The following is a 24,548-nucleotide window of genomic DNA, read 5'->3' as shown; positions in this document are numbered from 1 at the left end:
ATCTTCCCCGGGTTCCATCCCAAATTCCCCCTTCTGTTTTTCAATCGGGGGCATCCATTTTTCGATCGTCCCTTCTTCCGCCAGAGGGGAGGCACCAACAGAATTTCTGCCAGACTCCTGAGTGCAAAAGCCCTGGGTCTGTAAGATCACTCATAAAGCGAGAGCACGCCTCATGCATATGAGATCAAAATTTTTCATCGCGTGATTTTTCTCATTTCAGGACCGGAGAATCGGCCCCACCCCTCACCTGACCAGGGCAATGAAATTTCCAACGATACCCTGGCCGCCTATGTTTCCTTTTCAAAGGTCCTCGCCTTTTTGATCAGATAATACCCACAGGCCAGGGCGATGACGACAAACCCGATCCCAAGGAGAGGGAGGTCCTGTGCTTCTTCTGATTCGAGGATGATGATCTTTCTGGCGACAGCGATGATCGCCACAAGCATGATCACCTCGACATGGACCCGGTGCTCCTCGACATATGCCCGGATCGTCTCCATGAGTTCAAGGCCGATGAGGACAAGAAGGAAGAGCCCGAAGACACCGATAATCTCGTGGTTCTCAAGTCGCAACGGTGATTGGTGCCATAGTCCCTGGATGGTCAGGGCTGCCAGTTCGATCACGGAAAAACCGATGATGACTGCGAGGAGGCCGATGAGGACATAATATATCCCCTTCTGGTAGGTATCCAGCGCCTTGAGCATGGGTCCACGTATCCATTTCTTTCATTGGGGAGGAGAAGAGATAAAATCAGATGGTCGGAGTTGCCCGGTCTCCATGCTTTTTATAGAGTGCGCTCGTATCAGAAAGTGGTCTTTGCGCCAAAAATGCGAGGGTTGCCAAGCCTGGTCAAAGGCGCTGGATTTAGGGTCCAGTCTTGAAGAAGTTCGAGGGTTCGAATCCCTCCCCTCGCATCTATCTTTCTTTCATGAGGCGGGAGCCTGCACGAGACGGCCACTGTTCTTTACGCCCATTCTCCTCCGCGCGCGGGTTCTGTGCGCAGGGCAGATTCTGAGACTCACCGACGATCGTTCCAGGGATAGTGTCCAGGTCTTGATATTCTGCGGAAAAATCGCGTCGTCCTCATAACGACGGACCTGCACATCGGAAGGTGAGACCCACCAGGAGCAAGGGAGCGCCGCCATCCTTCCTATCAGTACCGAATTTCACGAACCCAAAAAAAGGTCTGTTCTCCCTCTTCAGGTGCGGCCCGGCATCCCGGACCCGCCACCAGAGAGGAGTGTTCTCTTAATTGTCTTACTTCGAGAGGATCGCCATGATGATCTTCCCGTACGCTGGCCTGGTGATCAGCACCCCGACGAAGACGCCGAGGATCGTGATGATGGCAAACCCGCGCAGGGTGGAGAGGTCCATCAGGGCGAGCGGGAGCATGGCGATGATCGTCGTCGACGCCGCCACCATGATGATCCCGAGCGCCCGGCCAAGCCGCTTGAGGTACACGCTCGGCGAAGGCACCCGTCCCTCATGGAGCACCTCGTCGGTGATCACCACCAGCTGATCGATACCTGTACCCATCACGGCGATGATACCGGCGATCGAGGCGAGATCAAGCTGCTGGATGAACCTGGCGATGCCAAGCAGGATCAGGATCTCGGCAAGGGTGGTCATGACCATCGGCAACACGATGCTTGGCTCACGGTAGCGGTAGTAGATCACTACCCCGACCACGATGAGAGCAAGGACCGCCGCCAGGAAACTGAGGATCTTGAAGTAGTCCCCGAGCGCCGCCGAGACCGAACCTGACCCCACGACCTTCACGTCCACCGGCAGAGAACCGGCACGCAGGTGGATCTCGAGGTTCATCGCTTTCTCCAACCCCTCGTCACCGGTTCCGGTTGTGGCGGTGAGCGAACGCACCGGGTTGGCCTTCAGGCTGTTGGCCAGTTCGACGGTGAGCGGTGCGCTGTAGACCGTCTCATTGTCCAGGTACATGATCAGTTCATGGTTCTGGGGATCGTTGACGGCATTGGACGAGATCGCCGCCTCCTGGAAGGCCTTGGCGCCCGCTTCGTCGATGGTGAAACTCACCCCCCACTTCCCATAATGGGGGTCCTTCTCAGGCGTGCTGACGCTGGTGATCGAGTCGCCGAAGAGGACATGCTGGGTCTGGTCCCCGGTTGTCTCGACCCTGATCTCGAACTTGCCCTGCTTGCCGACGATCTCGTTGGCCGTCTCCATATCGACGCCGGCAAGTTCGACCCTCACGTACCTCGTGATCCCGTTGAGCCCGGTGAGGACGTTCACCCGCGCGTCCTTGGTGCCAAGGCTGTTCACCTTCTCGTCAAGGACCCGCTTCACCGACTCGGCCGTCTCCTTGGAGACGCCCTGGTTGACGGCCACGACCTCGGCCCCTGCCTGCTCGAAGAGCGGCCTGAGTTCGGCCTCGGTCATCGGCATCCTCACCTCAATCTGGTCTGGCCCGACCGGGAGTACCTCGGCGTCCAGTTGCTCGGAGAGGTTGGCCGCAATCTCCTGGAGCGGCTGGCCGGTCTGGACCGTGACCACTTCGGCCTGGAACTCCATCTGGAGCCAGGAACCTTCCTGGAGGTCGAGCCCGTACTGGAGGTTGGTCGCAAACTGCCCGTTCTCGTCGAAGTGCGGCCCGATTGCGATGACCGAGAAGATCACCAGGGCGACCATCAGGACGACGCGCCAGTCCCTGGAGAGTTTCTTGAGTACGCTGTCCTCTTTCATGCGCGCCCTCCGTTCTTCTGCATCACATAGCCCTTGAGGATACCTGCATTCAGCACCCAGGTGTTCATCAGGTCGACAAAGAGCCCGATAAGAAGCACCGCAGAGATCTGCGCGATGACTTCCACCTGCCCAAAGGCCGTGACCGCAAACATCGCCGCGATCGCCGCGATCGTCGTGGTCGTCATGATGATCCCGGTCCGGTAGGCCCCGGCGAGTTTCTCATCCAGTTTGCCCTGCCGTTTGAGGAGGCGGGTCGTGAGGAGAATGTCGCTGTCCACCGAATACCCGATGAGCATCAGGAGCGCCGCCGTCGTCGACAGGGTGAGCTGGATCCCGACAATATCCATGATCGCAGCGGTGATGATGATATCGGAGAGTGCCGAGAGCACCACCGCGATGGACGGGACTACGTCCCTGAAGGCCAGGAAGACGACAATACCCATCCCGATGAAGGAGAAGAGCAGGGCAAGGAGGGCCTGCTGCTGGAGGGCCTCACCGAAGGACTCGCCGATCTGATCGATCTTTGGGTCGGGGTAGCGGTCATTGACCTTCTTGACAAGCGCTTGCTGCTCGTCGTCGTCCATCGGACCGAACCTGATATATTTTCCGCCATTTAGTCCTTCACCCACTGAAGTCAGGGGGAATCCGGCAAAGTACGCCTCAATATCCTCGACACTGTCGTCAGTCATGACAGTGACTGCTGTCCCGCCGGCAAAATCTATGCCAGGCGTGAGCAGCGTCCCGGTACTCAGCCAGTTGATCCCCAACAGGCCGAGTGCCAGGAGAAGCACGATGAGTGGCACCGCCACCATCTGCTTTGGGGCATATTTATTGACATCGTAGATATCAAAACCCATAACTACATACTCTGCAGAAGAGCGGATTAATATTTGGATAACATCTCCTGGCTCCGTTTCCAGGAGCGATCAGATCGGGACGCCCCGTGTAAATCATTCTTTTTTTGATGAAATAGCGAAGAGCACAAGAATAAAACGGAATATTTATATGGGGCATCATTCAAACACCGGATCATGCGGTCGCCGGCCGATATCAGGACAGAGATTGAGGCCCGCCTGAAGAAGTACCTCTCCAGAGACAATACCGGAATCAGGCATGAGTTGCTCTCATTCTTTGTGAAAATGAAGACGACGACAATACCAGAAATCTACGAGAAGATCTCTGAGAGTTTTGAGATCAGTTATCATTCTGTGGCCTCAATGGTGGGCATCATCGCCTCCAGGATCGGTGTCCTCCACGTAAAGCGGGACCCTGAGGGTCCAAATGCCGTCTACGAGATCAAGGACGCGTACGTCGGGATGGTCACGCACCTCCTGAAGTGCGCCTGACCCCTGATCACAATGGTTTTACCTTCTCCTGTAGCGAAGTATATAGAATGATACAGGGCGGAAGGGACCTCTCTCCTGAGAGGATCACGATTTCACCAGACGTGATCTCCTATGTCGAGGGACGGGACTGTGACTTCAGGGTCTGTACCTCCTGCGGGGGGCCAATCCTCCTCCCGGTCGCGGTCAAACCCCCGAAGTACACCGACGTCCAGGTGAGGGCAGGACGACAGATGATCTATATCTCGATGTACCAGGCACCATATATCGACGTCATCGGGATGGACATGGTGCCCTCGTACTATCAGGAGTGACCGATGCCCTTCGTCGAAGTCCCGCACCCTGCCGACGTCAAGGTGCGCGTCTGGGCAGATGACAGCACCGCCCTCTTTGCCGAAGCAGCGAAGGCGATGTTCGCGGTCATGTACGTCAACGCCGAGGACCGGGGAGTGGTGCGCACCCTCTCGGTCTCCTCAGACGACCCCACCTCGCTGATGGTCGACTTTCTTTCAGAACTTCTCTTTCTCTCTGAGGTCGACCGTGTGGTCTTTTCCGAGTTTGAGGTCAGGATCGACGGGACCGAACTGGAAGCCAGGGCGATCGGCGAACCCTTCGACCCTGCGCGCCACCTGGGGGGCATGGAGATCAAGGGGGTCTCGTACTCGGGGCTCACGATCTTCAAGGATGGAGAACAATTTTGTAGTGAGATACTCTTTGATGTGTGAGATGGGTCTGATGCTTGAGGGGATGAAGAGAATCGATGAGGTGGAATGGGAAGTGCCGGTTGGGTATGTGCCAAAGATGCGCGTCCCAGGGCGGTTCTTCCTCTCCGACGACCTTACTGAGACACTTGAAGCCGGCGCCATTCAGCAACTGGCAAATGTCGCCACCCTGCCAGGGATCGTCAGGTATTCTCTTGCCATGCCTGACATCCACTCTGGATACGGCTTTCCGATCGGGGGCGTCGCCGCCTTCAGGGAAGAGGATGGGATCATATCGCCCGGTGGTGTCGGCTATGATATCAACTGCGGCGTCCGCCTCCTTGCCACGCCATTGCGGGCCGAGGACCTCACCGAGATGCGCGCCCTCGTCGAGGACCTCTTCAGGGCCGTGCCGACCGGCGTCGGCGCCGAGAGCAGGATGCGTCTCTCGGCCCAGGGCCTGGAGGAGATGTTGGTCGAAGGCGTGCCATGGGCCGTCAAAGAAGGCTACGGGGTCGAGGCCGACGCCCTCCACTGCGAGGAGCACGGCCAGATGCAGGACGCCGACGCCGTCCCGGTGAGCAAGCGGGCAAGAAAACGCGGCATGCCCCAGGCCGGCACTCTCGGCGCAGGCAACCATTTTCTTGAGGTCCAGGTCATCGACAGGGTCTTTGACCAGGAGGCCGCCGCGGCCTACGGGCTTGAAGAGGGGCAGGTCTGCTGCATGATCCACTGCGGGTCCAGGGGGCTTGGCCACCAGGTCTGCACCGACCACCTCCGCACCCTTGAGTCGGCGACCAGGAGATATGGCGTCGAGATCCCTGACCGGCAGCTTGCCTGCGCCCCGGTCCACTCGCCCGAGGGCGAGGCCTACTTCGGGGCGATGGCCGCCGCCGCGAACTATGCCTGGGTGAACAGGCAGGTGATCACCCACGAGGTGAGGAAGGTCTTCTCAAAGCGCTATGGGATCGACTACGAGGAGATGCCCCTCGTCTACGACGTCGCCCACAACGTGGCCAAGCGCGAGGAGCACGATATCGACGGCGGCCGCGAGACCGTCTATGTCCATCGGAAGGGCGCGACCAGGGCTTTTGGGCCCGGGCGGGTCGAGGTTCCGCAGGACTACCGGGGCGTCGGCCAGCCGGTGCTCATCCCTGGGAGCATGGGCAGTGCCTCCTATGTCCTCCACGGCACCACGACCGCGATGGAGCGGACCTTTGGGAGCACCTGCCATGGTGCCGGCCGGGTGATGAGCCGCACCAAGGCGAAGAAGTCGATGCCTGGAAAAGAGGTGAGAGAGGCCCTCCTTGGACGCGGGATCTATGTCAGGGCGACGAGCGACGCCACCATCGCCGAAGAGGCCCCGGCGGCGTACAAGGAGAGCGACAAGGTCATCGACACCGTCACCCGTGCAGGGCTCTCCCTCCCGGTCGTCCGTCTCCGCCCCCTCGGGGTGATCAAGGGATGACGACGACCAGGGCGGCGGTCCTCTGGGACGAACCAGGCACCTTCAATCGCTATGTTGACGAGTGCTGCGGGATCTGCTGCGAGCACCTCAACCAGCACCTCATCGCCGCCCCCTTTTACCGCGGGCGCTATGTCAGTCTCATCATTCCGACCGGGTTTGCCAACCAGGCCTACTCCAGGCTCCTGCCGGGGTTGCGGGCGGCATCCGAGCGGATCGAGAGGTTTGTCGAGAATGGCGGGCGTCTCCTCGTCTTTGGTGCCGCCGACGAACGCCCTGGCGCCTATGACTGGCTCCCTTTCGGGGTGGAGTATCATTTCGAGTTTGGGCAGAGGCGCCTTGCCGTCGCCGACGGCGCAGAGCGCTACATCCAACTCCTTGACGGCTACGACCTCGACGCCGTCGAGACCGACGGGTTCTTCCCCGCCCACGAGGGCGAGGTCATCGCCGCGACCCCTGAGGGCCAGGCGGTGATCATCAGAAAAACGGTGGGCAAGGGTGAGATCGTGGTCACCTCCACGCATGAATACCCGTCTGCGAAATTCATGGGCACATTCTGCACCGCTGAAAGAGAAACCTTATTTTAGAAGAACGTAATGGAGTGTAGTGGTGGGACCATGGACCAGTATATTATCTCTGCCTCGTCCACGTCTGATGACTTCCTGCCGGTGGTGATGGCGCTCCACCGTCTCCTCGGCGGGCTTCCGGTCACGGCACGTTCCAGAGAGGCTCCAGGGTTGCGGGTCGAGAATGACGCAGTAGTCGACGACCGGTATACCGGCCCGGTGCTCGAAGCTGCAATCAAGGGGAACGAACATAAAAAAATCGTTCCCGGCTCAGGCCCGTACCAGGGGGTGCCGGTCGTCGTCACCCCGCTGCGGGACCGCGCTGGCACGGCGATCGGTGCCATCGGGGTCGTCGATATCACCGGGGTCTTCGACCTCGCCACGCTTATGGAGCACCATACTGCGATCCTGCAACAGGTCTGTGGAAAAGATCCCTGTCCACTCCCGTCAGAATCTGTCGCTGCGAAAAGGTAATGGCTATGAATGAACTCACACGAAAAGTTCTTACCACACTTGAAACTACGGAGGGGTCGGTCACCCCTGAGGCGCTGAGCGCTACACTCGGGCTCCCGGTCTCCTCGGTTGCCCGTCATATCAAAATACTCAGAGAAGCAGGCTACGATATCGAGTCATCCATCGATTCAGGATATTTGCTGGTCAGGGTCGGCGGCGCCCTCACCCCTGAGACGATCCAGAAGGTTCTCAAGACCACCACCATCGGCAAAGAGATCGCCTATTATGAGAGCACCACCTCCACCAACTGGGCGGCCAAGAAACTCTGCGCCGAGAAAGGTGTGGCCGACCTCCACGGGACGCTCGTCGTCGCCGAAGAACAGACTGGAGGGTTTGGTCGTCTGGGGCGCGCCTGGGCCTCGCCGAAGGGCGGGATCTGGGCAAGCGTGATCCTCAAGCCCACCCTCCCCATCGATGCGCTCCCCATGATCATGATGGCCGCCTCGGTCGCGGTGGCGCGGGCGATCAGAAGGAAATATGACCTCGGCGCCCTGATCAAGTGGCCAAACGACGTCTATATCGGGGACAAAAAAGTCGCCGGCCTCATCCTCGAACTCTCCAGCGAGGGCGAGGAGGTGCACTACTGTCTCCTGGGCCTTGGCATCGACGCCAATGTCGACCTCGATGAACTCTCGCCCGAACTGCGCCGGATGGTCACCTCCATCTCGGCCGAACTCGGCCAGGAGGTCGACCGCGCCTCCCTGCTTGCGATGATCCTGCGCGAGTTCGAGAGCAGGTACCGGATCCTTGAGAGCGGCGAGTTCGAACCGGTCATCAGGGAATGGAAGAGTCTCTCGCTGACCCTTGACACCCGGGTCTCGATCCGGACGATGCGAAAGACCTTCGAGGGGGTCGCCATCGATATCGACCAGCACGGCGCCCTTATCATCAGGCGCGACAACGGGCGGGTCGAGAAGGTCGTGGCAGGCGACATCGTGCACCTGTAGGGGACGTGGATGTACGGAGACGAACGACGTTCCAGGATTATCGCAGAGTCCGCCGGCTTTATCGCCCTCATCGCGGCCGGGTCATGGATCTCCATCCCTTTTATCCCGGTCCCCCTCACCCTCCAGACCTTCTTCGTCCTCCTTTCAGGGGCGGTGATGAAGCGCTGGGCGGTGGTGCCGGCGACGCTGTACCTCCTCCTCGGTGCGCTCGGGCTTCCGATCTTCCACAACGGGACCGCGGGTCTTGGCGTCCTCCTCGGGCCAACAGGGGGGTATATCGTCGGGTTTATCGGGGCGGCGCTGGTCGCCGGGCTTGCCTATGAACACACCTCTGAGAAGGTGCGGGTCGCCGGGCTGGTCCTGGCCACCGCCGTCATCTACCTCTTCGGGGTCTCGTGGCTCGCCCTCTCGACCGGCATGGGCCTCTGGGCGGCGGCCGTCGGGGGGATGCTTCCCTTCCTGCCTGGCGATGCTTTCAAGGCGGCGGCGGCCTACCTGGTGGCCAGACGGTTGGCATGATCGAGATCACCGGGCTCAGGCACCAGGTTCTCTCCGTCCCTTCGCTCGCCATTGACGAGGGCTACACGGCGGTCATCGGCCCGAACGGCAGCGGGAAATCCACGTTCCTCTCCCTGCTCGCCGGGCTCTCTCTCCCGGCCCGGGGAGAGATCACCGTCGACGCCCGCCCGCCCCGCCAGGTCGAGGTTGGGTGGGTCAGCGAGTTCCCTGACCAATCTCTTCTCTTTACCAGGGTTTACGACGAGATCGCCAGCCCTTCACGGTTTGCCCATCTCTCCTGCGCCGAGGTGGAGCGGCGGGTCGAGGAGGCCGCGGCCCTCGTCGGGATCGAGGCGCTCCTCCCCCGCACCTTCCGCGACCTCTCTGGCGGCGAGCGGGCCCTGGTCGCCCTTGCGACCGCCCTCTCTTCCAGGCCAGAACTCCTGGTCCTCGACGAGTTCGACTCCCACCTCGACGCAGAGACCGCCGGCATGGTCGGCGAGGCCCTCGAAGCCTCCCCTTGTCGCTACTGCGTGAGGTGCACCCAGGAGATGGAGACGGCGGCCGCGGCCGACACTGTCCTCTCCCTTGCACACGGATCGGTGAGCCATGCCGGAACCCCGGACCAGGTTTTTTCAGCGCTGAAAGAGACCTGCTTCTACCCCTATTCATGGAGGATGCGCGACCATGCAGGTCGCCTGTGAGGGCGTCGTCTTTACGCGGGGGGCGTTCACCCTCTCCTGCACCGGCACCTTCAGCCCCGGGATCCACCTGGTCACCGGCAGGGTCGGGAGCGGGAAGACGACGCTTGCCCTCCTCCTCGCCGGGCTCCTCGACCCGGCCTCGGGCATGGTGCACCGCGAGGGGGTGAGAGGGTTCAGCCTCTCCTTCCAGAACCCTGAATACCACGTGACCGGGTCGACGGTGCGGGCCGAGGCCGCATCGTACGGTGCCGACGCCGATGCGGTCGCCGCAGAGGTCGAGCTCTCCGCCCGACTGGACGACGACCCCTTCGCCCTTTCGCGGGGTGAACTCAAACGTCTCCACCTCGCCGCCCTCCTTTCCAGGGAGGATGACCTCCTGGTCCTCGACGAACCCTTCAGTTCCCTGGACTGCATACAGAAACACCGGTTCTGCCGCGCCCTCGAAGAACGAGAGGGAGAGATCACCGTCATCTTCACCCATGAACGCCAGGTCCTCCCTGCGGTCGACCGTCTCTGGGAGGTCGAGGAAGGGTCGGTGCGCGACCTCGGGGCGGTGCCAGAGGCGATCCCGCACTGGCGCCACGCTCCTCCGTACCTCAGGGAAGCCCTGGCCCGCGGGCTCGCCCCAGAAAACATCACCTTCAAAGACACCATCGAGGCGGAGGGTGCATGCAGGACGCGCGACTGAGACTGGTCTGCACCGTCCTCCTCTCCCTCGCCGCCTTCCACTCGGTCGCCGGCGCGGCCTTCGTCTATCTCTGGTGGGTGGTATTCAGCAGGCGGCGGGGCTCACTCCCGACCTCTCCCAGGGCCGCTGGGATCGTCCTCCTCACCCTCGCGCTCACCGCCCTGCTGACGGCGTTCACCGGGGGAGACGGAGTTTCGTATTTCTTCAGGCTCTCTGCGGTCTTTCTCATCGCCTTCTGGGCCTATAGAGAACGAGAACCAGGCGAACTCCTCGCGGTCGGGACCGCCCTCTTTGGCCGCGGCCTCGGGTTCGACCTTGGGCTGGCAGGCGAGATGGGGATGGAGGCCCTCGCCTCCCTGGAGACTGACGTTGCCAGGACCAGGATGGCGCTCCAATTGAAAGGAAAAAGATGGGGACGAAACGCACTGGTCCCCTTTGCACTCACCGTTCTCCACGGCCAGATGCGACGCTCCGCCGAGCGTGCCGCCCTCCTCGCAGTCAGGGGGTACCGGGGCGGGGGTTCGGTTTGTCCGGAGTTCAGGCCAGATGCAGCCGGATATGGCGCCACAATTCTCGCCGGTATGGTCTTTATTTTTTCATTGGTTCCACTTGGTGATGTATTTATATGATCATGATAAAAAATTGAGAGGCTTATAGATATTTTAGAGCCCCGAGGTATTCAGATGAGTGCTGCCAACCCAAAACGAGTACATATAACTGATACAACACTCAGGGATGCCCACCAATCGCTCATCGCCACCAGAATGAGGACCGAGGACATGCTTCCTCTGGCCCGCAAGATGGATGATGTGGGATTCTTCTCCCTTGAAGCATGGGGTGGAGCAACCTTTGACAGCTGTATCCGATTTCTTAACGATGATCCCTGGGACCGACTCAGGGACCTGAAGGCCGAACTCGCAAAGACCCCCATCCAGATGCTGCTGCGGGGGCAGAACCTGGTGGGCTACCGCCATTATCCCGACGATGTCGTCGAGAGGTTCATCGATGCGGCGTACAAAAACGGCGTCGACATTTTCAGAGTCTTTGACGCCCTTAACGACATCAGAAACATGGAAAAGTCCTTCGCCTCGGTGAAGGAACAGGGTGCCCATCTCCAGGGCACGATCTCGTACACCACAAGTCCGGTGCACACCACGGCGAAGTTCATCGAGATGGCCGAAGACCTGGCGGCACATGACTGCGACTCGATCTGCATCAAGGACATGGCCGGGCTGATCATGCCTGAGGCGACCCGCGACCTCATCGCAGGGATCAAGGAGCAGGTCGATCTCCCGGTCTGTCTCCACTCGCACTCGACGAGCGGGATCGCCTCGATGAGTTACCAGGCGGCCATCGAGGCCGGGGTCGACATCCTGGACACGGCGATGTCGCCCTTCGCCCTCGGGACCTCGCAGCCCCCGACCGAGAGCGTGGTGGCCTCGCTCAAGGGCACGACGCGCGACACCGGGATCGACCTCCATACTCTCCTTGAGGTCAGGGACCGTTGTGTCAAACTCAGGGACAAATATGGCGGGCTTCTCAACCCCATCTCCGAGCGGGTGGACAGCAATGTGCTGGTCTACCAGTTGCCTGGAGGGATGATCTCAAACCTCGTCTCCCAACTCAAGGAGCAGGACGCCCTCAACCGTCTCGAAGAGGTGCATGCCGAGATCCCGCGGGTGCGCAGAGATCTCGGCTACCCACCGCTGGTCACCCCGACGAGCCAGATCGTGGGGACGCAGGCGGTCCTGAACGTCCTGATGGGGAGTGACCGTTATTCCAATGTGACCAAGGAGGTCAAGGACTATGTCAGGGGGCTGTACGGCCGCCCGCCGGCAGAGATCTCAGAGGAGATCAGGTCCCTGATCATCGGGGACGAAGAGGTGATCACCGTGAGGCCGGCCGACCTGCTGGAGCCTGCCTACGAGAAGATGCGCGAGCAGGCCGAGAAAGACGGGCTGGTCAGGAAAGAAGAGGACGTCCTCACCTATATCATGTACCCGGCGATTGCGCCGTCTTTCCTCAAGGGCGAGCGGACCGCCGAGCCCATCCCTGAACTGGCCCAGGCGGCCCCGGCCGCGGCCGAGGTGCCGGGTTTCATGGAGGTCGAGGTCGACGGTGAGGTCTTCTCGGTCCGGATCCTCTCGGTGGAAGGGAGTGCGGTCGAGACGGCTGCCCCCGCCGCCGGCAAGGAGATCCCGAGAGGCGAGATTGCCGGCGGGGTCAAGTCCAACATGCAGGGCATGGTTCTCGAGGTGCGAGCGAACGTCGGCGCAAAGGTGAAGAAAGGCGACGTCCTTCTGGTCCTTGAGGCGATGAAGATGGAGAACCCCATCTATGCGACGGCCGACGGGAAGGTCACCGAGATCTTTGTCGATGTCGGCGATGTCGTCCAGAACGGCGACGTGCTCATGGTGGTCGAGTAGACCGCCCTCTCATTTTGTGAGGTTGTATGAGGTATTTTGAGAAGGTACTCATCGCGAACAGGGGCGAGATCGCGATCAGGGTGATGCGCGCCTGCCGCGAGCTCGGGATCGAGACGGTGGCGGTCTACTCGACCCCGGACAAAAACGCCCTCCATGTGAAGTACGCCGACGAGGCGTTCTTCGTCGGCGAGGCGCCCCCCCAGAAGAGTTACCTGAATATGGACCGGATCCTCGAGATCGCAGAGATGTCGGGGGCCGAGGCGGTCCACCCTGGCTATGGGTTCCTGGCCGAGAATGCCACGTTTGCACGACGGGTCGATGAGGAGGGGCTCACTTTCATCGGGCCGTCATGGAAGACCATCGAGATGATGGGCTCAAAGATCGAGAGCAAGCAGGCGATGAAGGATGCCGGCGTCCCGGTCCTGCCAGGCACCGAGGGCGGGGTGCGCAGCCTCGACGAGGCGGCGCGGGTGGCAGACGAGATCGGCTACCCGGTCATCGTCAAGGCGAGCGCCGGCGGCGGAGGGATCGGGATGCATATCGTCAACACCCCGGCCGACCTCGAGGAGGCGATCAAGGGGAGCATGAAGATCGCGGAGTCGGCCTTCGGCGACTCGACCGTCTTCATAGAGAAGTACCTGGTCAAGCCGCGGCATATCGAGTTCCAGGTGCTGGCCGACAGTTATGGCAACACCCTTCACCTGTACGATCGTGAGTGTTCGATCCAGCGCCGTCACCAGAAACTGGTCGAGGAGGCGCCCTGCCCGATCATGACCGACGCCCTCCGCGAGCGGATGGCCGACTCGGCGGTGACGGTCGCAAAAACTTCAGGCTACCAGAACGCGGGGACGGTGGAGTTCCTGTACGCCGACGGCAACTACTATTTCATGGAGATGAACACCCGTCTCCAGGTCGAGCACACGATCACCGAGATGATCACCGGGATCGATATCGTCAAGCAGCAGCTGGCGGTCGCGGCCGGGCTTGATCTCCCGTTCGGTCAGGAGGATATCGGGATCCGCGGGCATGCGATCGAGTGCCGGATCAATGCCGAGGACCCGCTCAACAACTTCCAGGCCGACCCGGGCAAGATCATCAGGTACCGCTCGCCTGGCGGGCCAGGGATCAGGGTGGACTCAGGGATCCACATGGGGTATGCGATCCCGCCGACCTACGACTCGATGATCTCCAAACTCTGTGCCTGGGGGCAGACGAGAATGGAGTCGATCGAGCGGATGCGCAGGGCGATCTATGAGTACGTCATCCTGGGCGTGAAGACCACCCTCCCTCTCCACCATGCGATCATGCATAACCGCGAGTACGTGCAGGGCAACACCCACACCCACTTCCTCCAGGAGGAGCATATCGCCCAGACCCTGGGGCGCTCCCTGCGCGAGGAAGAGGCACGCATGCAGACGCTGGCGGCGTCGTTCCGCCAGGGGAAGGAGATGGCGGCGATTTCAGCCGCGGTCAATGTCTACATCAACCAACAGCGGCGGGGATAATCTCTGCCCCACAATAACCTTTATTAACCCATCCGTCCTTGTTATAATGCACTTAGGTGCAAACACTCATGCTGCGGTGGCCTAGTTGGTTAGGGCGCCAGACTCATAGGGTTTTGAGCAACGGACGCGCCCAGATCTGAGATATCTGGAGGTCGGGGGTTCGGATCCCCCTCGCAGCATTCCGACTTTCGGTCAAAATCCCTTACACTTTTCCCGTCTTGACCGAAGGCATATGTATGAGACCTGCTCCAACACGATCTGATAGCTCTTTTCATTGCATCAAGAGCGAGTATGCGGACCGTTCCATCGCCAAAGGGCTTGCAAACGGCACCCTCACCTCGTGCGACGCCGACCTGATCCGCGAGTTCGTTGCAGAATGCCAGTCCTGCAACAACATCAGTGCCGCCAGAACCAACAAACTCGTCTACACCCTCGTCGGGTGGCGACGCTTCATCGGCCCGTACCTCGAGAACCACATGGCCGACATCTACGAAGGCATCTCTATTCTCAAGACCGCCAAAAGCGCCCGCGGCAAACAATTCAAGCAAAACACCATCGCCGACCACGTCATCATCCTCAAACAACTCTACGTCTGGATGATCGAGAACGGCTACACCGACCTTCCCCTCAGGAAAATTCAGCGCATCAAAAACCCGCCCAAAGACACCATGACCAAGGAGGCCACCGACCTCCTCACCCCGGCCGAGGTGACGGCCATCATGGACGCCTGCCTCTGGAGCCGGGACCGCGCCCTCATCATGATGCTCTATGAAGGCGGGTTCCGGATCGGCGAGTTAGGTACCCTCGCCTGGAAGGACGTTCTCATGGACGAGTACGGCGCCGTCGTCAACGTCAAATTCAAGACCAACAAACCCCGGTATGTCAGGCTCGTCATGGCCCGCGAGCACATCGCCGCATGGCGTGCCGACTACCCGTTCAACCCCGTCGGCGAGGCCCTCGTCTTCCTGACCGAACGGAGAGGCCCGCTCACCCACGCCGCCGTCCAGAAACAACTCGACCGCATCGCCAAACGGGCCGGGATCACCAAACACATCACGCCGCACATCTTCCGCCACTCCCGGATCACCCACATGATCACCGAAGGCGTCTCAGAAAGCGTGATCAAACTCATGATGTGGGGCAACATCACCACCCCGATGTTCAAGACCTACGCCCACCTCACCGGCTGCGACATCGACCAGGAGATCCTCAGGACCTACGGCATCGCCCAGGGAGACGGCAACGGACACCGGCGGCCGCGGCTCGAACCCCGGCAGTGCCCGCACTGTCAAGCCGTCAACGGCCCGTCGTCCAACTTCTGCAGCCTCTGCGGCCGGACACTCACCGAAGAAGCGACCGAGAGCATGGACGAGTGCGTCATGATCGCGAAAGGTTCCCCAGAGTACGACCTTCTCCTCAAGCAACTGCGCAGCGACCTGAACCGGCAGGGCGAATCAGACCTATGAAGCGGGGAGGACGTTATGATCCTTAAGACGAAATGCAAAAACGGCGTGCGAGCGCCCATGGGAGAACTGAACCAGATGCATTACTACAAAAACCTCGCCTGATCTCGCGTTCTTCACAAAGCATCGACATTTCACTTCCAAACAAATCACCGCCCCTTTTTATTCTCATTCTTCCACCCCTCTTCAGTGCGGTGCCGCCGGTCCCCCCGACCTATTTTCTCACAAGGTGGCCCGCACAGGAGGAAAGCAGACTATGAGAGAGATCTCTCAGGAAACCCTCGACCACATGCCCGATCCCATCGCAAAGATGATCTGGGAGAAGTGGATCGAGGACGGCAAAGCCAGATTGAAGACCCCCCACAACGAGGCACAAAAATGTCAGGCGACGGCCCGATAGATGGCAGCCCCCATGTAGAACCATGCTCCAACACGAGTTCACGGAGGTCTGCCAGATCCCCTTCTTCGCGGGAAGAAATTAAGACTGTCGATCCGGTGCCGTTCTATCTGATCCCGCAGGTGCTTGCACGCGAGATGAAGCGGTACGGGAGTGCGATCTCAGAGGTGTACATCTACCCGACCCAGGGGCATTTCTATCTGATCACGCTGGTCATGCGGGGTGAGGAGCCATGAGCGAGATGATCAACGGCACGCTGCGCCCAGGGTCGCGCGGCGGGCTGCACCTCATCATCGGCGACGAGCATTATCAGATCGCACACGACGACCTCAGGCCCCTCCTCTTCCATGGCCATGTGGTCCCGGTGACCGGGGTTGTCGCCGAGGAGACCGAGGACGGGGCGGTGGTCACCGAGACGGCGATCGTGGGGCACGCGGCGATGAACGTCTTCGAACGTGCGGTGACGATCTTCACGGTCGCCGGGCACTTCATCGTGCCGCTGGTGAGCGTGCAGCGGGTGGTCCGTGGGGAAGCGGCTTCGGCGCCGCTCTTCCCACTGATCCCGGAGGGGTGTCCATGATCGACACCGCCCTCGCCGCCCTCTTCCCTGAGGGCGGCGTCGTGGAACTCCGCACCCTTGCCGACCGGTTCACGCACTCAGGCTACTTCGACGACTTTGCGAAGTTGGCGAACGCCGCCGCGGCGCTCGACGCCGATCCCGAGACGAGGGGGACGTACGTCACCCTCAACCTCGTCGACCCGGCCCTCCTCGCGAGGCGGGCAAACCGCGTGAAGATGCGACTCACCAGAAGCGACCCCACCACCGCCGACGCCGACATCCTCCGCCGCCGCTGGCTTCCAGTCGACCTCGACCCGGTGCGCCCGAGCGGGGTCTCGTCGACCGAGGATGAGCACGAGGCGGCGCTGGAGCGTGCCGAGGCGATCGCTCGCTGGCTCGCGGGGCAGGGGTTTCCCGATCCGATCAAGGCCGACTCAGGCAACGGGGCACACCTTTTGTACCCCATCGACCTCGCCAACGACGAGGCGGCGACGGCGCTCGTGAAGGCCGTGCTCGTCACCCTCGACGCCCTGTTTTCGGATGATGTCGTCACCGTCGACACGGCAAACTACAATGCCGCCAGGATCTGGAAACTCTACGGCACCACCTCGCGCAAAGGCGACCACACCGACAACCGTCCGCACCGGCGGGCGAAGGTCCTCGCCGTGCCCGAGCACCCTGAAGTGGTTCCCACCGACCTCCTCGAAAAGATCGCCGGCCGCCTCCCGACCGCCCCGCCGCCCGCACCGAAGCGGGGGAAGCCCCTCGACCTTGGGGCATGGCTCCGTGAGCACGGGCTTGGCGTGCGGAGCACGAGGCCCTGGCAGGGCGGGACGCTCTACGTCCTCGAAGACTGCCCGTTCAGTAGCGCCCACCATGACGGGGCCTTTGCGGTCCAGTTCCCGAGCGGCGCAGTCCATGCCGGGTGCCACCACGCCTCGTGCGGCGGCGGAGTGCAGCGGTGGTCTGAGTTGCGGGACCGCTACGAACCCAGGGAGAAACACACCCTGAAAAAACGGGAGGAGGTGCCCCCACCCCCGCCCGTCCCACCGGCACCAGACCCCGACCCGGCGCTCAGGGAAGAGGCGATGGCGGTCCTCACCGAGGGCGACCCGCTCGGCTTCCTCCTCGACACCTTCGGCCGCGAGCACGTCGGCGACCGCATCGTCGCCGAGTGCCTGGTGATGTCGCTCGCCTCGCAGTCGGTCGAGAACACGAGCGGGCTGCACGTCTCGGTCTCAGGGAACTCAGGCAAAGGCAAGAGCCATGCCTGCACCACCATGCTCAAGCAGGTGCCTGAGGCCTACCGCCTCGCCGGGACGGTGAGCAACAAGGCACTCTACTACCACGACAACCTTCATCCGGGGACCGTCTTCCTCTTCGACGACGTCTCGCTCTCCGACGACCTCCAGGAAGTCCTCAAAGCCGCCACCGCAAACTTCAGGGAGCGGATCGAGCACCACACCGTCTCCCCAGACCGCAAGATCCAGGTCTGCCGCATCCCTGAGCGCTGCGTCTGGTGGCTTGCACGGGTCGAGGACCCGGGCGACGACCAGGTGATGAACCGCATGCTCACCGTCTGGATCGACGACTCGCTCGAACAGGACGAGCGGGTGCTCGAACACATGAAACATGCCGAGGTCCGCGAGGCGGCGGAGGGCGACGCCGAGGATCCGGGGCTCCCGGTCTGCCGGGCGATCTGGGAGGTGGTGAAGGAGGAGCGTCTTCATGTCTCCATCCCGTACGCCGAGGCCGTGCAGTTCTCGGTGACGGCCAACCGCAGGAACCCAGGGATGCTCTTCGACCTCATCAAGGCCTCCGCACTCCTGCACCGGTTCCAGCGCGAGCGCTATGAGGGCGGGATCCGGGCAAACCGTGAGGACTTCGAGACGGCGGCCCGGATCTATGCCGCCATCAACGGCGACTCAGGCGGCCAGGAGACGAAGGTGACGAAGAACGAGGCGGCGGCGCTGGAAACGGTGGCGGCGATGAACTGGGACCAGTTCACGATCAAGATGCTCCAGGAGGCGCTCGGGCTTTCCTACCACCAGACCTACCGCATCCTCCACGGCTATGTGAGCCGGGGGACGACCTACTCCGGACTGCTGGAGAAATGTCCGGCGGTCAGTTACTTCGACACGACGGTCACGGAGGACGCGGAGGGGTATGCCGTCCGCCGGCGAGAACACCTCTTCTCCTTCGACCTGAGGGTCTACCGGCAGTGGTCCCGCGGGGCTGGGGTATGGATCGACGACCGCAGAGACGACGGCGAGGACCAGGATCGGGACGATGGTCCCGGCCCCGCCGACGCTTGCGGTATTCCAGCAGGTTTCCCGCAGGATTGCAGCGACGTCTGCGAAGACCAAGCGGCCAGGAACGGTTCTGGATCTGACAGTACTAGTACAGATAGAGAGACGCGTCTCTCTCTTAGTACTAAAGTACAGCAGTACGCACACGCACCCGGTGGCCCGGGTTCTCATGGGTCTGTGGGTGGGTGTGTGTGTGAAACCCGGAATGGTGGAAACGATCTGGTGGTATCACCGTGCCGGGGTGCGAATCGTGATCAGCGCACCCCACGCCGCCCGTTGAGTGACGTCATCATCCGCAACCTGCTGAAAACCGATGGAAATAGAGACGGGATGTTGCAAGAGACATTGCCGGGCGTCCTGGACCTCGGGGAGTTCACGCGGGTGAGCACCGATCTCGGCCGGTGCGATGTGTGCGACGAGGGGCGGGCGGTGCATCGCTCGGCCGACGGGCAGGTGGTGCTCTGCGAGCGGTGTTATGCCGGGCTGGTGCGGGCGTGGAATATGGGGAAGGGGATCTCATGATCCCCCTCCTCGGGCTGGTGGGGGTTGAGATGGTGTTCTTTGAATGCGGGTTTGATCCTTGTTTTGTGGATCTTGTTCTGCAACTGCAAGGTTCGCGGCACCCTCAGGGAGTTTCAATCCTTGTTTTTCGAGCACCGCCGGCGGCGCCGGTGCAGGCTCATTTCTTCGGTGCCAGATCTACAGACCTGGATCAACCAGCATCCCCTGAGAAAGGATCCGAACGCCCTCGCTGTTTGTCACCTACCACCGCGATACGGTGCGGGAACGAAACGCCTCAACCTGCACACTGTCCAGAACATGCTCAAGTGCATCGGGAAGCGCGTCCACCCTCATGCTATCCGCCACGCCAGGCTTACCGGCCTCTTCCAGAGCAATGGCGGGAAGCAAGGCCTTTCCGAGATGGAGCTGCGGCTAGTTGCCGGGGGGGAGAAGAATTCCAACATACCCGAGGTATATGTGTATCTCTCGGGGGTCGATGTGGAGCGGAAGCTGTTTGAGAACGCAGGGCCCATCGATAATGAAGACAATCAGGCGGAGAAGGCGAAGAGAAGTCTGGAGTATAGGAAGTTTATGAAATTGTTGGATTCGATTTGAAATAGGGAGTGTAAGATCAAGTAGAGTCATCAGAATTAACAATACTTATAATCTAAAATTTACACAAAGAGTCCCGTTTTAAAAAATAATATCCAAAATTAAAAATGCATATCTGTATTTCTACTTTCACGTTTTTGATTCAAGCCGATAATTACATAATACGTCTTTGAACAAAAAATGTTTTTGAATTTTTTCAATCGACGTTTCGCACGTATCCGAAAGAAATAACCGAATGTTAATAGTCTTAAGAAGACATGATAAAAGGCTGTACTTTTTGAATTATCTCATCCCTTGCTTCTATTTCCATAAGAATGGAATCCCCATACTCGACTGTGTGCACAATGCCTTCATCATGAAGCCACGATACCATGGACATACCCTCTTCGGATGTCGGGATGGATATCCTGCAATGTTCCCATGTAGGAAGTTTCTCAAAGAGAAGTTGTTTCAGTTCAGTAAGACCTTCTCCTGATTTGGCAGATATCATGACAGGAGCAGGAGAAAGATCACGGATCACTTCCAGTTTTTCCTGCAGCTCTTCTTCAGGAATAAGATCAGCCTTGTTAAGAGCAGTAACAATTACAGCACCCTCTGTTCTCCCCAAGAAGATATCATGGCTGACAGCCAGTTTTTCTTGAATAATATCCACCGGATCACTCATATCCACCACAAGAAGAATGATATCAGCCATGAATATCTCATCAAGCGTTGACCGGAAAGCATCCACCATCCAGTGTGGGAGGTCTGAGATAAATCCCACAGTATCTGTCAGAAGCATTTTTCTACGATTTACCGTGAGAGAACGTGTTGTAGGAGAGAGTGTCGTAAAGAGCATGTCCCTGACGACTGTCTCTTCCTCTATGAGTGACTGGAAAAGAGTACTTTTTCCCGCATTTGTATACCCTGCCAGAGTTACAAGGGAAAATCCTTTTTCATGCCGGAAAGTGCGTTGTTCTTCGCTCCCGACTCCTTGCTGAAGTTCGGCCCTGATCCGTGCGATCCTTTTCTTAATATCCTGCTCGTACGAATCTTCATAACTTCCAAGGCCCATAAACCCCTGCCGTTCCTTCTTCTTCTGCAGGGAAACGATAGACTTTGCTTTCGGAAGTTCATATTGTAATTCCGCAAGTTCTACCTGCAGTTTTGCACGTCTTGTCGTGGCTCTTGCAGCAAATATCTCAAGGATCAGCTGGAACCGGTCTATTACTCCACATTTGCACGCTTCAGAGACGTTATAGATCTGCGTCATTGAAAGCGGGTTGTTAAAAATAACTTTTTCAGCATCCAGAGATTCCACAAACTCCGCAAGCTCATCCACCTTACCGCAACCTATCTGGTACTTCCTGTCAGGATGTCTTGATTGCACAAATGTGCCAACAACCACATAATTTACAGCACGTGCTAACTCCTTGAGTTCTAAGAGCTTCCGCGAATTTGTAGCAGCATCAGAATTCGGATCATTTCGCTGGACAACAATAATTCTTCTCGTTGTACAGCCCTGAATTTGATCATTTGATACGAATTCCGTTTCGAATGTCATTTAATTCCTCAATTTGTAATGTTAAACATTTTCCATTTGACGATGCAAAAAATCTCCCATATAATAATAATAGCAAAAATAAGTGTATTGATACGCATACCCATAATAAAAATACAGATATAACTATATCAATAATACTCCCCCCGTCTGGAGGGGCATGAATTATTTATGTAATACTATTATATGTTTCCATATAATGGCATTATAAACTCTTCATGCAATAAAGATCTAATTTATCTGTATATAAATATTGCTATGAGGTAACTGCATATGCTAAAACTTTATTGATTTTGGCAATTTCGGCTCTGTAGAATCGGGCATGAACGTAGGGTTCAAGCATACGGGATGAAAATTTCTCGTTGCTTGATCGCTCTTTATCAAGAGAGGAGAATCGGCGGGGATCATGTTCACTTCGCCGCCCCCCGGCTATCTTCGGTCCGTGGGGGGTTTCCCCCGGCGCGAGATGACGGGAAAGATTCTACGATCCGGGCGGCCGTTCTGATCGACGTACCTTCCCGCACCCTTGCGCCGGGAGCGCTGTGTCTGGTGGCTGGCGAGGGTCGAAGACCCGGGCGACGACCAGGTGATGAACCGGATGCTCACGGTCTGGATCGACGACTCGCTCGAACAGGACGAACGGGTGCTTGCGCATATGAAGGAGGCGGAGGCCGACGCCGAAGATCCGGCGTTGTCGGTCTGCCGGGCGATGTGGGAGGTGCTCAAAGAAGAGCGTCTCCATATCTCCATCCCGTACGCCGAACAGGTGCAGTTCTCGGTGCCGGCCAACCGCCGCAACCCCGGCATGCTCTTCGACCTCATCAAGGCCTCGGCGCTGCTGCACCGGTTCCAGCGCGAGCACTACGACGGCGGCCCGGATCTACGCCGCGATCAACGGCGACTCAGGCGGGCAGGAGACGAAGCTGACAAAAAATGAGGCCGCCGCCCTGGAGACCGTCGCCGCGATGGGCTGGGACGTCTTCACCGTCCGCATGTTGCAGGAGGCGCTCGGGCTTTCGTACCGCCAGACCCGCAGGATCCTCAACGGGTATAACAACGGCGGCTCTTCCTACACCGGGCTGCTGGAGAAGTGCCCAGCGGTCGGGTTCGTGGACACCACGATCTCCGAGGAGGTCGACGGCTCCATAGTCCGCCGGCGGGAGCACCATTATTCCTTCGACCGGTCAGTATATCGTCGGTGGAGCGGACGTGCGCATGTCTGGCTCGACCGTGACCGTGACCCCGATCCCGACCTCCCGACGATGATGGCACGTTTGCACCTGGTTTGCACCGTATTTGCACTGAGGATGTGCAAAGCAAGGGGACGAAGGAACGGCCCCGGAGTACCTATTCTAAAGAGAGGAGAGAGATCTCTCTCTCTCATAGTACTAGATTGCACCAGAATGAGGATGCACCCACCACCCCTGATCGGTCGGGGTCTCCGGGTGAGGGTGGGTGCGATCAGCGTTCTGGTGCACATGACGATCATGATCCAATCGATATCGCCCGGATCGAGAAACAAGGCCATAAGGTTCCCCCGTTTGGTGGCACTTTCAGAGTGCAACCCAGTGCAATCCAGTGCACATGTGCAAACAAGGTACTCCCGCTCCCTGGTGTCCTGGACTGCGGAGAGTTCACGCGGGTGCGCACCGACCTGGGCCGCTGCGATGTGTGTGCCGAGAGGAAGGCGGTGCACTGGTCTGGTGATGGACGGGTGGTGCTCTGCGAGGCGTGTTATGCCCGGCTGGTGCGGGAGTGGAACATGGGGAAGGGGGGTGAGCGGGTGAATCCCGACGGGGATGATCCACGGGCGTCGGCGACCGTTCAGAGCACACCCTTCCGAAAGAGTTATCTTTTTGTATCCGTCATACGAGGAGTATAGACGCATACCGCCCGGAAAACGGCGCTTCGTTTCCGGCGATGTGGGGGTGATGGAATGAAAAAAATCAAGAAAATCCATGCAATGCTCTATGCGATGGAGCAGGACCCCGCCATCGGCCGGACAAAACTGATGAAGTTCATCTTTTTCGTCGACCTCATCCACTATAACCAGCGGGGCGTTACCCTCTTTGACAGCATCTACCTCAGAATGCCCAACGGTCCTGTCGATTCAGTGGCATACGCGCTTACCGGCGAGACAAACGATTTCTTCACGGTCAAAAAGAGCAGAGGGAGCAGAAACAATCCGGTCACCGGCCCCTATGACCACTACCTCTTTCAGGTCAGGGTGCCGGTGAAGACTGAGATCTTCAGCCGCTACGAACTCGCCCTCTTTCATATGGTTCTGACCGCACTCAGAACAAAAAAGGCAGCAACGGTCAGTTCCCTTACGCACCACCTCAGGCTCTGGAGAGAGTTCAGAGACGGTGACGAGATCCCGCCGGACTACTTCGGCCTGGATGCTGACGAGATCCGGCTCCTTGAAAATTTCGGTTTCTTTGTCGACGGTTTCCAGCGGGAGTTCTGTACCCGCATGACCCCCCTGTCCCGGGACCTTGCGGAGGCCATCTATCCTCTTGCCCACGAGCGGGTCGTGAAGGTGGAAGAAGTCCTCGACGATCTCGTCGTGCAATATCCCCTGCCGACCCTCGCCGTCTTTTATGACACATTCCTCGCATGGGACGACACTTTCAGGTCCGCCCTCAGGGTGAACCCGGCGGCGGTCTCGTCCCTGACTGCTGAGTGTTGCGACGCCCTGTGTTTCGTCTCATGTGCGGTGCATGCCGGTATGGTGGAGGAAGACGAACTGGCGGCGTACTGCGAGGAAGTGGAGGAGAAATTTGATGCCGTCAGGGAGGATCTCTGCCAGGAGCATCCTGAAGATCTCTGTGCGGTCGAGATGGACGGGGGCGACCTTCTCGACCGGACGATGCACCTCTCCCGGTCCCTGGCGCTGGAGAACCTGTCGCCGGGGAGGAGATAGGTCTGCCCTATTTTCACGACAGCAACGTCCTGATCGGCTACTATTTTCATGCCGCCGACGGGTGGGGCCGGGCGGCGACCTCAGTCTTCGACGACCCCGAACTAAATTTTACGAGCACCTCGGTCTGGGGGGAATGTTTTGGGATCGAGAAGGGTGGACGGTGCGCCACGGTC

At 59.4% G+C, this 24,548-nt stretch carries 26 protein-coding genes and 2 tRNA genes; 24 read left to right on the top strand and 4 right to left on the bottom strand.

Annotation, left to right across the window (positions count from 1 at the left end; translation table 11 throughout):
* Nucleotides 1–287: 287 nt before the first annotated feature.
* Nucleotides 288–704: a phosphate-starvation-inducible PsiE family protein gene (locus tag J2129_RS04400; RefSeq protein WP_209629710.1), complete on the bottom strand. Its 417-nt coding sequence runs from the start codon at nt 702–704 to the stop codon at nt 288–290.
* Between the two features lie 125 nt (nt 705–829).
* On the opposite strand from J2129_RS04400, the gene J2129_RS04395 reads away from it, so the two are divergent.
* Nucleotides 830–914 (top strand) — tRNA-Leu (locus tag J2129_RS04395).
* Between the two features lie 343 nt (nt 915–1,257).
* Here the strand turns inward: J2129_RS04395 and J2129_RS04390 are convergent.
* Nucleotides 1,258–2,715 carry a preprotein translocase subunit SecD gene (locus J2129_RS04390; RefSeq protein ID WP_209629709.1) on the bottom strand — a complete coding sequence of 486 codons (1,458 nt, stop codon included), beginning with the start codon at nt 2,713–2,715 and terminating at the stop codon, nt 1,258–1,260.
* On the bottom strand, nt 2,712–3,572 hold the full coding sequence (locus tag J2129_RS04385) for a protein translocase subunit SecF (protein ID WP_209629708.1): 861 nt from the start codon (nt 3,570–3,572) through the stop codon (nt 2,712–2,714). The genes J2129_RS04390 and J2129_RS04385 overlap by 4 nt, the downstream gene beginning before the upstream one ends.
* A gap of 174 nt (nt 3,573–3,746) precedes the next feature.
* Here J2129_RS04385 and J2129_RS04380 point away from each other — a divergent pair, with 174 nt between their 5' ends.
* The 20 genes from J2129_RS04380 to J2129_RS04285 all read left to right on the top strand — a co-directional run bounded on the left by J2129_RS04380 (nt 3,747) and on the right by J2129_RS04285 (nt 19,915).
* Nucleotides 3,747–4,061: a DUF2551 domain-containing protein gene (locus J2129_RS04380; protein WP_209629707.1), complete on the top strand. Its 315-nt coding sequence runs from the start codon at nt 3,747–3,749 to the stop codon at nt 4,059–4,061.
* Nucleotides 4,062–4,108: 47 nt separating this feature from the next.
* Nucleotides 4,109–4,372 (top strand): hypothetical protein, encoded by a 264-nt coding sequence (locus J2129_RS04375; RefSeq protein WP_209629706.1) that lies wholly within the window; start codon nt 4,109–4,111, stop codon nt 4,370–4,372.
* 3 nt (nt 4,373–4,375) lie between these two features.
* Complete coding sequence (locus J2129_RS04370; protein WP_209629705.1) at nt 4,376–4,783, top strand: archease; 408 nt, start codon at nt 4,376–4,378, stop codon at nt 4,781–4,783.
* A 10-nt stretch (nt 4,784–4,793) separates the two neighbouring features.
* The gene (locus J2129_RS04365) at nt 4,794–6,227 is read left to right on the top strand and encodes an RtcB family protein (protein WP_209631253.1); all 1,434 of its coding nucleotides are present in this window, start codon (nt 4,794–4,796) and stop codon (nt 6,225–6,227) included.
* The gene (locus J2129_RS04360; RefSeq protein ID WP_209629704.1) at nt 6,224–6,811 is read left to right on the top strand and encodes a hypothetical protein; all 588 of its coding nucleotides are present in this window, start codon (nt 6,224–6,226) and stop codon (nt 6,809–6,811) included. The genes J2129_RS04365 and J2129_RS04360 overlap by 4 nt, the downstream gene beginning before the upstream one ends.
* A 30-nt stretch (nt 6,812–6,841) precedes the next feature.
* Nucleotides 6,842–7,264, top strand: coding sequence for a DUF2111 domain-containing protein (locus J2129_RS04355; protein ID WP_209629703.1), 423 nt, complete (start codon nt 6,842–6,844; stop codon nt 7,262–7,264).
* Between the two features lie 5 nt (nt 7,265–7,269).
* Complete coding sequence (locus J2129_RS04350; RefSeq protein WP_209629702.1) at nt 7,270–8,250, top strand: biotin--[acetyl-CoA-carboxylase] ligase; 981 nt, start codon at nt 7,270–7,272, stop codon at nt 8,248–8,250.
* Nucleotides 8,251–8,259: 9 nt separating this feature from the next.
* The gene (locus J2129_RS04345) at nt 8,260–8,769 is read left to right on the top strand and encodes a biotin transporter BioY (protein ID WP_209629701.1); all 510 of its coding nucleotides are present in this window, start codon (nt 8,260–8,262) and stop codon (nt 8,767–8,769) included.
* Nucleotides 8,766–9,452, top strand: a complete 687-nt coding sequence (locus tag J2129_RS04340; protein ID WP_209629700.1) for an energy-coupling factor ABC transporter ATP-binding protein — start codon at nt 8,766–8,768, stop codon at nt 9,450–9,452. Before J2129_RS04345 ends, J2129_RS04340 begins: the two co-directional genes overlap by 4 nt.
* Nucleotides 9,436–10,140, top strand: coding sequence for an ATP-binding cassette domain-containing protein (locus J2129_RS04335; protein WP_209629699.1), 705 nt, complete (start codon nt 9,436–9,438; stop codon nt 10,138–10,140). The genes J2129_RS04340 and J2129_RS04335 overlap by 17 nt, the downstream gene beginning before the upstream one ends.
* Nucleotides 10,122–10,769 (top strand): hypothetical protein, encoded by a 648-nt coding sequence (locus J2129_RS04330; protein ID WP_209629698.1) that lies wholly within the window; start codon nt 10,122–10,124, stop codon nt 10,767–10,769. Before J2129_RS04335 ends, J2129_RS04330 begins: the two co-directional genes overlap by 19 nt.
* 54 nt (nt 10,770–10,823) lie before the next feature.
* Entirely contained in the window at nt 10,824–12,566 is a 1,743-nt protein-coding gene (gene oadA / locus J2129_RS04325) for a sodium-extruding oxaloacetate decarboxylase subunit alpha (protein ID WP_209629697.1), read from the top strand.
* 26 nt (nt 12,567–12,592) lie between these two features.
* A complete protein-coding gene (locus tag J2129_RS04320; protein ID WP_209629696.1) occupies nt 12,593–14,071 on the top strand; it encodes an acetyl-CoA carboxylase biotin carboxylase subunit in 1,479 nt (492 codons plus the stop codon).
* A 70-nt stretch (nt 14,072–14,141) separates the two neighbouring features.
* Nucleotides 14,142–14,250 (top strand) — tRNA-Met (locus J2129_RS04315).
* Between the two features lie 57 nt (nt 14,251–14,307).
* A complete protein-coding gene (locus tag J2129_RS04310; protein WP_209629695.1) occupies nt 14,308–15,537 on the top strand; it encodes a site-specific integrase in 1,230 nt (409 codons plus the stop codon).
* Nucleotides 15,538–15,790: 253 nt separating this feature from the next.
* A complete protein-coding gene (locus J2129_RS04305; protein ID WP_209629694.1) occupies nt 15,791–15,934 on the top strand; it encodes a hypothetical protein in 144 nt (47 codons plus the stop codon).
* 95 nt (nt 15,935–16,029) lie between these two features.
* On the top strand, nt 16,030–16,167 hold the full coding sequence (locus tag J2129_RS04300) for a hypothetical protein (protein WP_209631365.1): 138 nt from the start codon (nt 16,030–16,032) through the stop codon (nt 16,165–16,167).
* Nucleotides 16,164–16,511 carry a hypothetical protein gene (locus J2129_RS04295; RefSeq protein ID WP_209629693.1) on the top strand — a complete coding sequence of 116 codons (348 nt, stop codon included), beginning with the start codon at nt 16,164–16,166 and terminating at the stop codon, nt 16,509–16,511. Before J2129_RS04300 ends, J2129_RS04295 begins: the two co-directional genes overlap by 4 nt.
* The gene (locus J2129_RS04290; protein WP_209629692.1) at nt 16,508–19,321 is read left to right on the top strand and encodes a hypothetical protein; all 2,814 of its coding nucleotides are present in this window, start codon (nt 16,508–16,510) and stop codon (nt 19,319–19,321) included. The genes J2129_RS04295 and J2129_RS04290 overlap by 4 nt, the downstream gene beginning before the upstream one ends.
* 297 nt (nt 19,322–19,618) lie before the next feature.
* On the top strand, nt 19,619–19,915 hold the full coding sequence (locus tag J2129_RS04285; protein ID WP_209629691.1) for a hypothetical protein: 297 nt from the start codon (nt 19,619–19,621) through the stop codon (nt 19,913–19,915).
* 244 nt (nt 19,916–20,159) lie between these two features.
* On the opposite strand, the gene hflX is transcribed toward J2129_RS04285, so the two are convergent.
* Nucleotides 20,160–21,455: a GTPase HflX gene (gene hflX, locus J2129_RS04280; RefSeq protein WP_209629690.1), complete on the bottom strand. Its 1,296-nt coding sequence runs from the start codon at nt 21,453–21,455 to the stop codon at nt 20,160–20,162.
* Nucleotides 21,456–21,978: 523 nt separating this feature from the next.
* Here hflX and J2129_RS04275 point away from each other — a divergent pair.
* From J2129_RS04275 to J2129_RS04265, 3 genes are all read left to right on the top strand, one after another.
* Nucleotides 21,979–22,389: a hypothetical protein gene (locus J2129_RS04275; RefSeq protein ID WP_209629689.1), complete on the top strand. Its 411-nt coding sequence runs from the start codon at nt 21,979–21,981 to the stop codon at nt 22,387–22,389.
* A gap of 621 nt (nt 22,390–23,010) precedes the next feature.
* On the top strand, nt 23,011–23,334 hold the full coding sequence (locus tag J2129_RS04270; RefSeq protein WP_209629688.1) for a hypothetical protein: 324 nt from the start codon (nt 23,011–23,013) through the stop codon (nt 23,332–23,334).
* Between the two features lie 54 nt (nt 23,335–23,388).
* Nucleotides 23,389–24,375, top strand: a complete 987-nt coding sequence (locus tag J2129_RS04265; RefSeq protein WP_209629687.1) for a type II toxin-antitoxin system antitoxin SocA domain-containing protein — start codon at nt 23,389–23,391, stop codon at nt 24,373–24,375.
* Nucleotides 24,376–24,548: the final 173 nt, after the last annotated feature.

Source organism: Methanofollis sp. W23 (assembly GCF_017875325.1).
Lineage (GTDB): Archaea > Halobacteriota > Methanomicrobia > Methanomicrobiales > Methanofollaceae > Methanofollis.
The sequence above is the reverse complement of the archived record's forward strand: the minus strand, read 5'-3'. Positions and strand labels throughout refer to the sequence as shown.

Coding starts and splice junctions, on each gene's coding strand:
- J2129_RS04400 (WP_209629710.1), bottom strand. CDS start 704: ATGCTCAAGGCGCTGGATACCTACCAGAAGGGGATATATTATGTCCTC.
- J2129_RS04390 (WP_209629709.1), bottom strand. CDS start 2,715: ATGAAAGAGGACAGCGTACTCAAGAAACTCTCCAGGGACTGGCGCGTC.
- J2129_RS04385 (WP_209629708.1), bottom strand. CDS start 3,572: ATGGGTTTTGATATCTACGATGTCAATAAATATGCCCCAAAGCAGATG.
- J2129_RS04380 (WP_209629707.1), top strand. CDS start 3,747: ATGCGGTCGCCGGCCGATATCAGGACAGAGATTGAGGCCCGCCTGAAG.
- J2129_RS04375 (WP_209629706.1), top strand. CDS start 4,109: ATGATACAGGGCGGAAGGGACCTCTCTCCTGAGAGGATCACGATTTCA.
- J2129_RS04370 (WP_209629705.1), top strand. CDS start 4,376: ATGCCCTTCGTCGAAGTCCCGCACCCTGCCGACGTCAAGGTGCGCGTC.
- J2129_RS04365 (WP_209631253.1), top strand. CDS start 4,794: ATGCTTGAGGGGATGAAGAGAATCGATGAGGTGGAATGGGAAGTGCCG.
- J2129_RS04360 (WP_209629704.1), top strand. CDS start 6,224: ATGACGACGACCAGGGCGGCGGTCCTCTGGGACGAACCAGGCACCTTC.
- J2129_RS04355 (WP_209629703.1), top strand. CDS start 6,842: ATGGACCAGTATATTATCTCTGCCTCGTCCACGTCTGATGACTTCCTG.
- J2129_RS04350 (WP_209629702.1), top strand. CDS start 7,270: ATGAATGAACTCACACGAAAAGTTCTTACCACACTTGAAACTACGGAG.
- J2129_RS04345 (WP_209629701.1), top strand. CDS start 8,260: ATGTACGGAGACGAACGACGTTCCAGGATTATCGCAGAGTCCGCCGGC.
- J2129_RS04340 (WP_209629700.1), top strand. CDS start 8,766: ATGATCGAGATCACCGGGCTCAGGCACCAGGTTCTCTCCGTCCCTTCG.
- J2129_RS04335 (WP_209629699.1), top strand. CDS start 9,436: ATGCAGGTCGCCTGTGAGGGCGTCGTCTTTACGCGGGGGGCGTTCACC.
- J2129_RS04330 (WP_209629698.1), top strand. CDS start 10,122: ATGCAGGACGCGCGACTGAGACTGGTCTGCACCGTCCTCCTCTCCCTC.
- oadA (WP_209629697.1), top strand. CDS start 10,824: ATGAGTGCTGCCAACCCAAAACGAGTACATATAACTGATACAACACTC.
- J2129_RS04320 (WP_209629696.1), top strand. CDS start 12,593: ATGAGGTATTTTGAGAAGGTACTCATCGCGAACAGGGGCGAGATCGCG.
- J2129_RS04310 (WP_209629695.1), top strand. CDS start 14,308: ATGAGACCTGCTCCAACACGATCTGATAGCTCTTTTCATTGCATCAAG.
- J2129_RS04305 (WP_209629694.1), top strand. CDS start 15,791: ATGAGAGAGATCTCTCAGGAAACCCTCGACCACATGCCCGATCCCATC.
- J2129_RS04295 (WP_209629693.1), top strand. CDS start 16,164: ATGAGCGAGATGATCAACGGCACGCTGCGCCCAGGGTCGCGCGGCGGG.
- J2129_RS04290 (WP_209629692.1), top strand. CDS start 16,508: ATGATCGACACCGCCCTCGCCGCCCTCTTCCCTGAGGGCGGCGTCGTG.
- J2129_RS04285 (WP_209629691.1), top strand. CDS start 19,619: ATGCTCAAGTGCATCGGGAAGCGCGTCCACCCTCATGCTATCCGCCAC.
- hflX (WP_209629690.1), bottom strand. CDS start 21,455: ATGACATTCGAAACGGAATTCGTATCAAATGATCAAATTCAGGGCTGT.
- J2129_RS04265 (WP_209629687.1), top strand. CDS start 23,389: ATGAAAAAAATCAAGAAAATCCATGCAATGCTCTATGCGATGGAGCAG.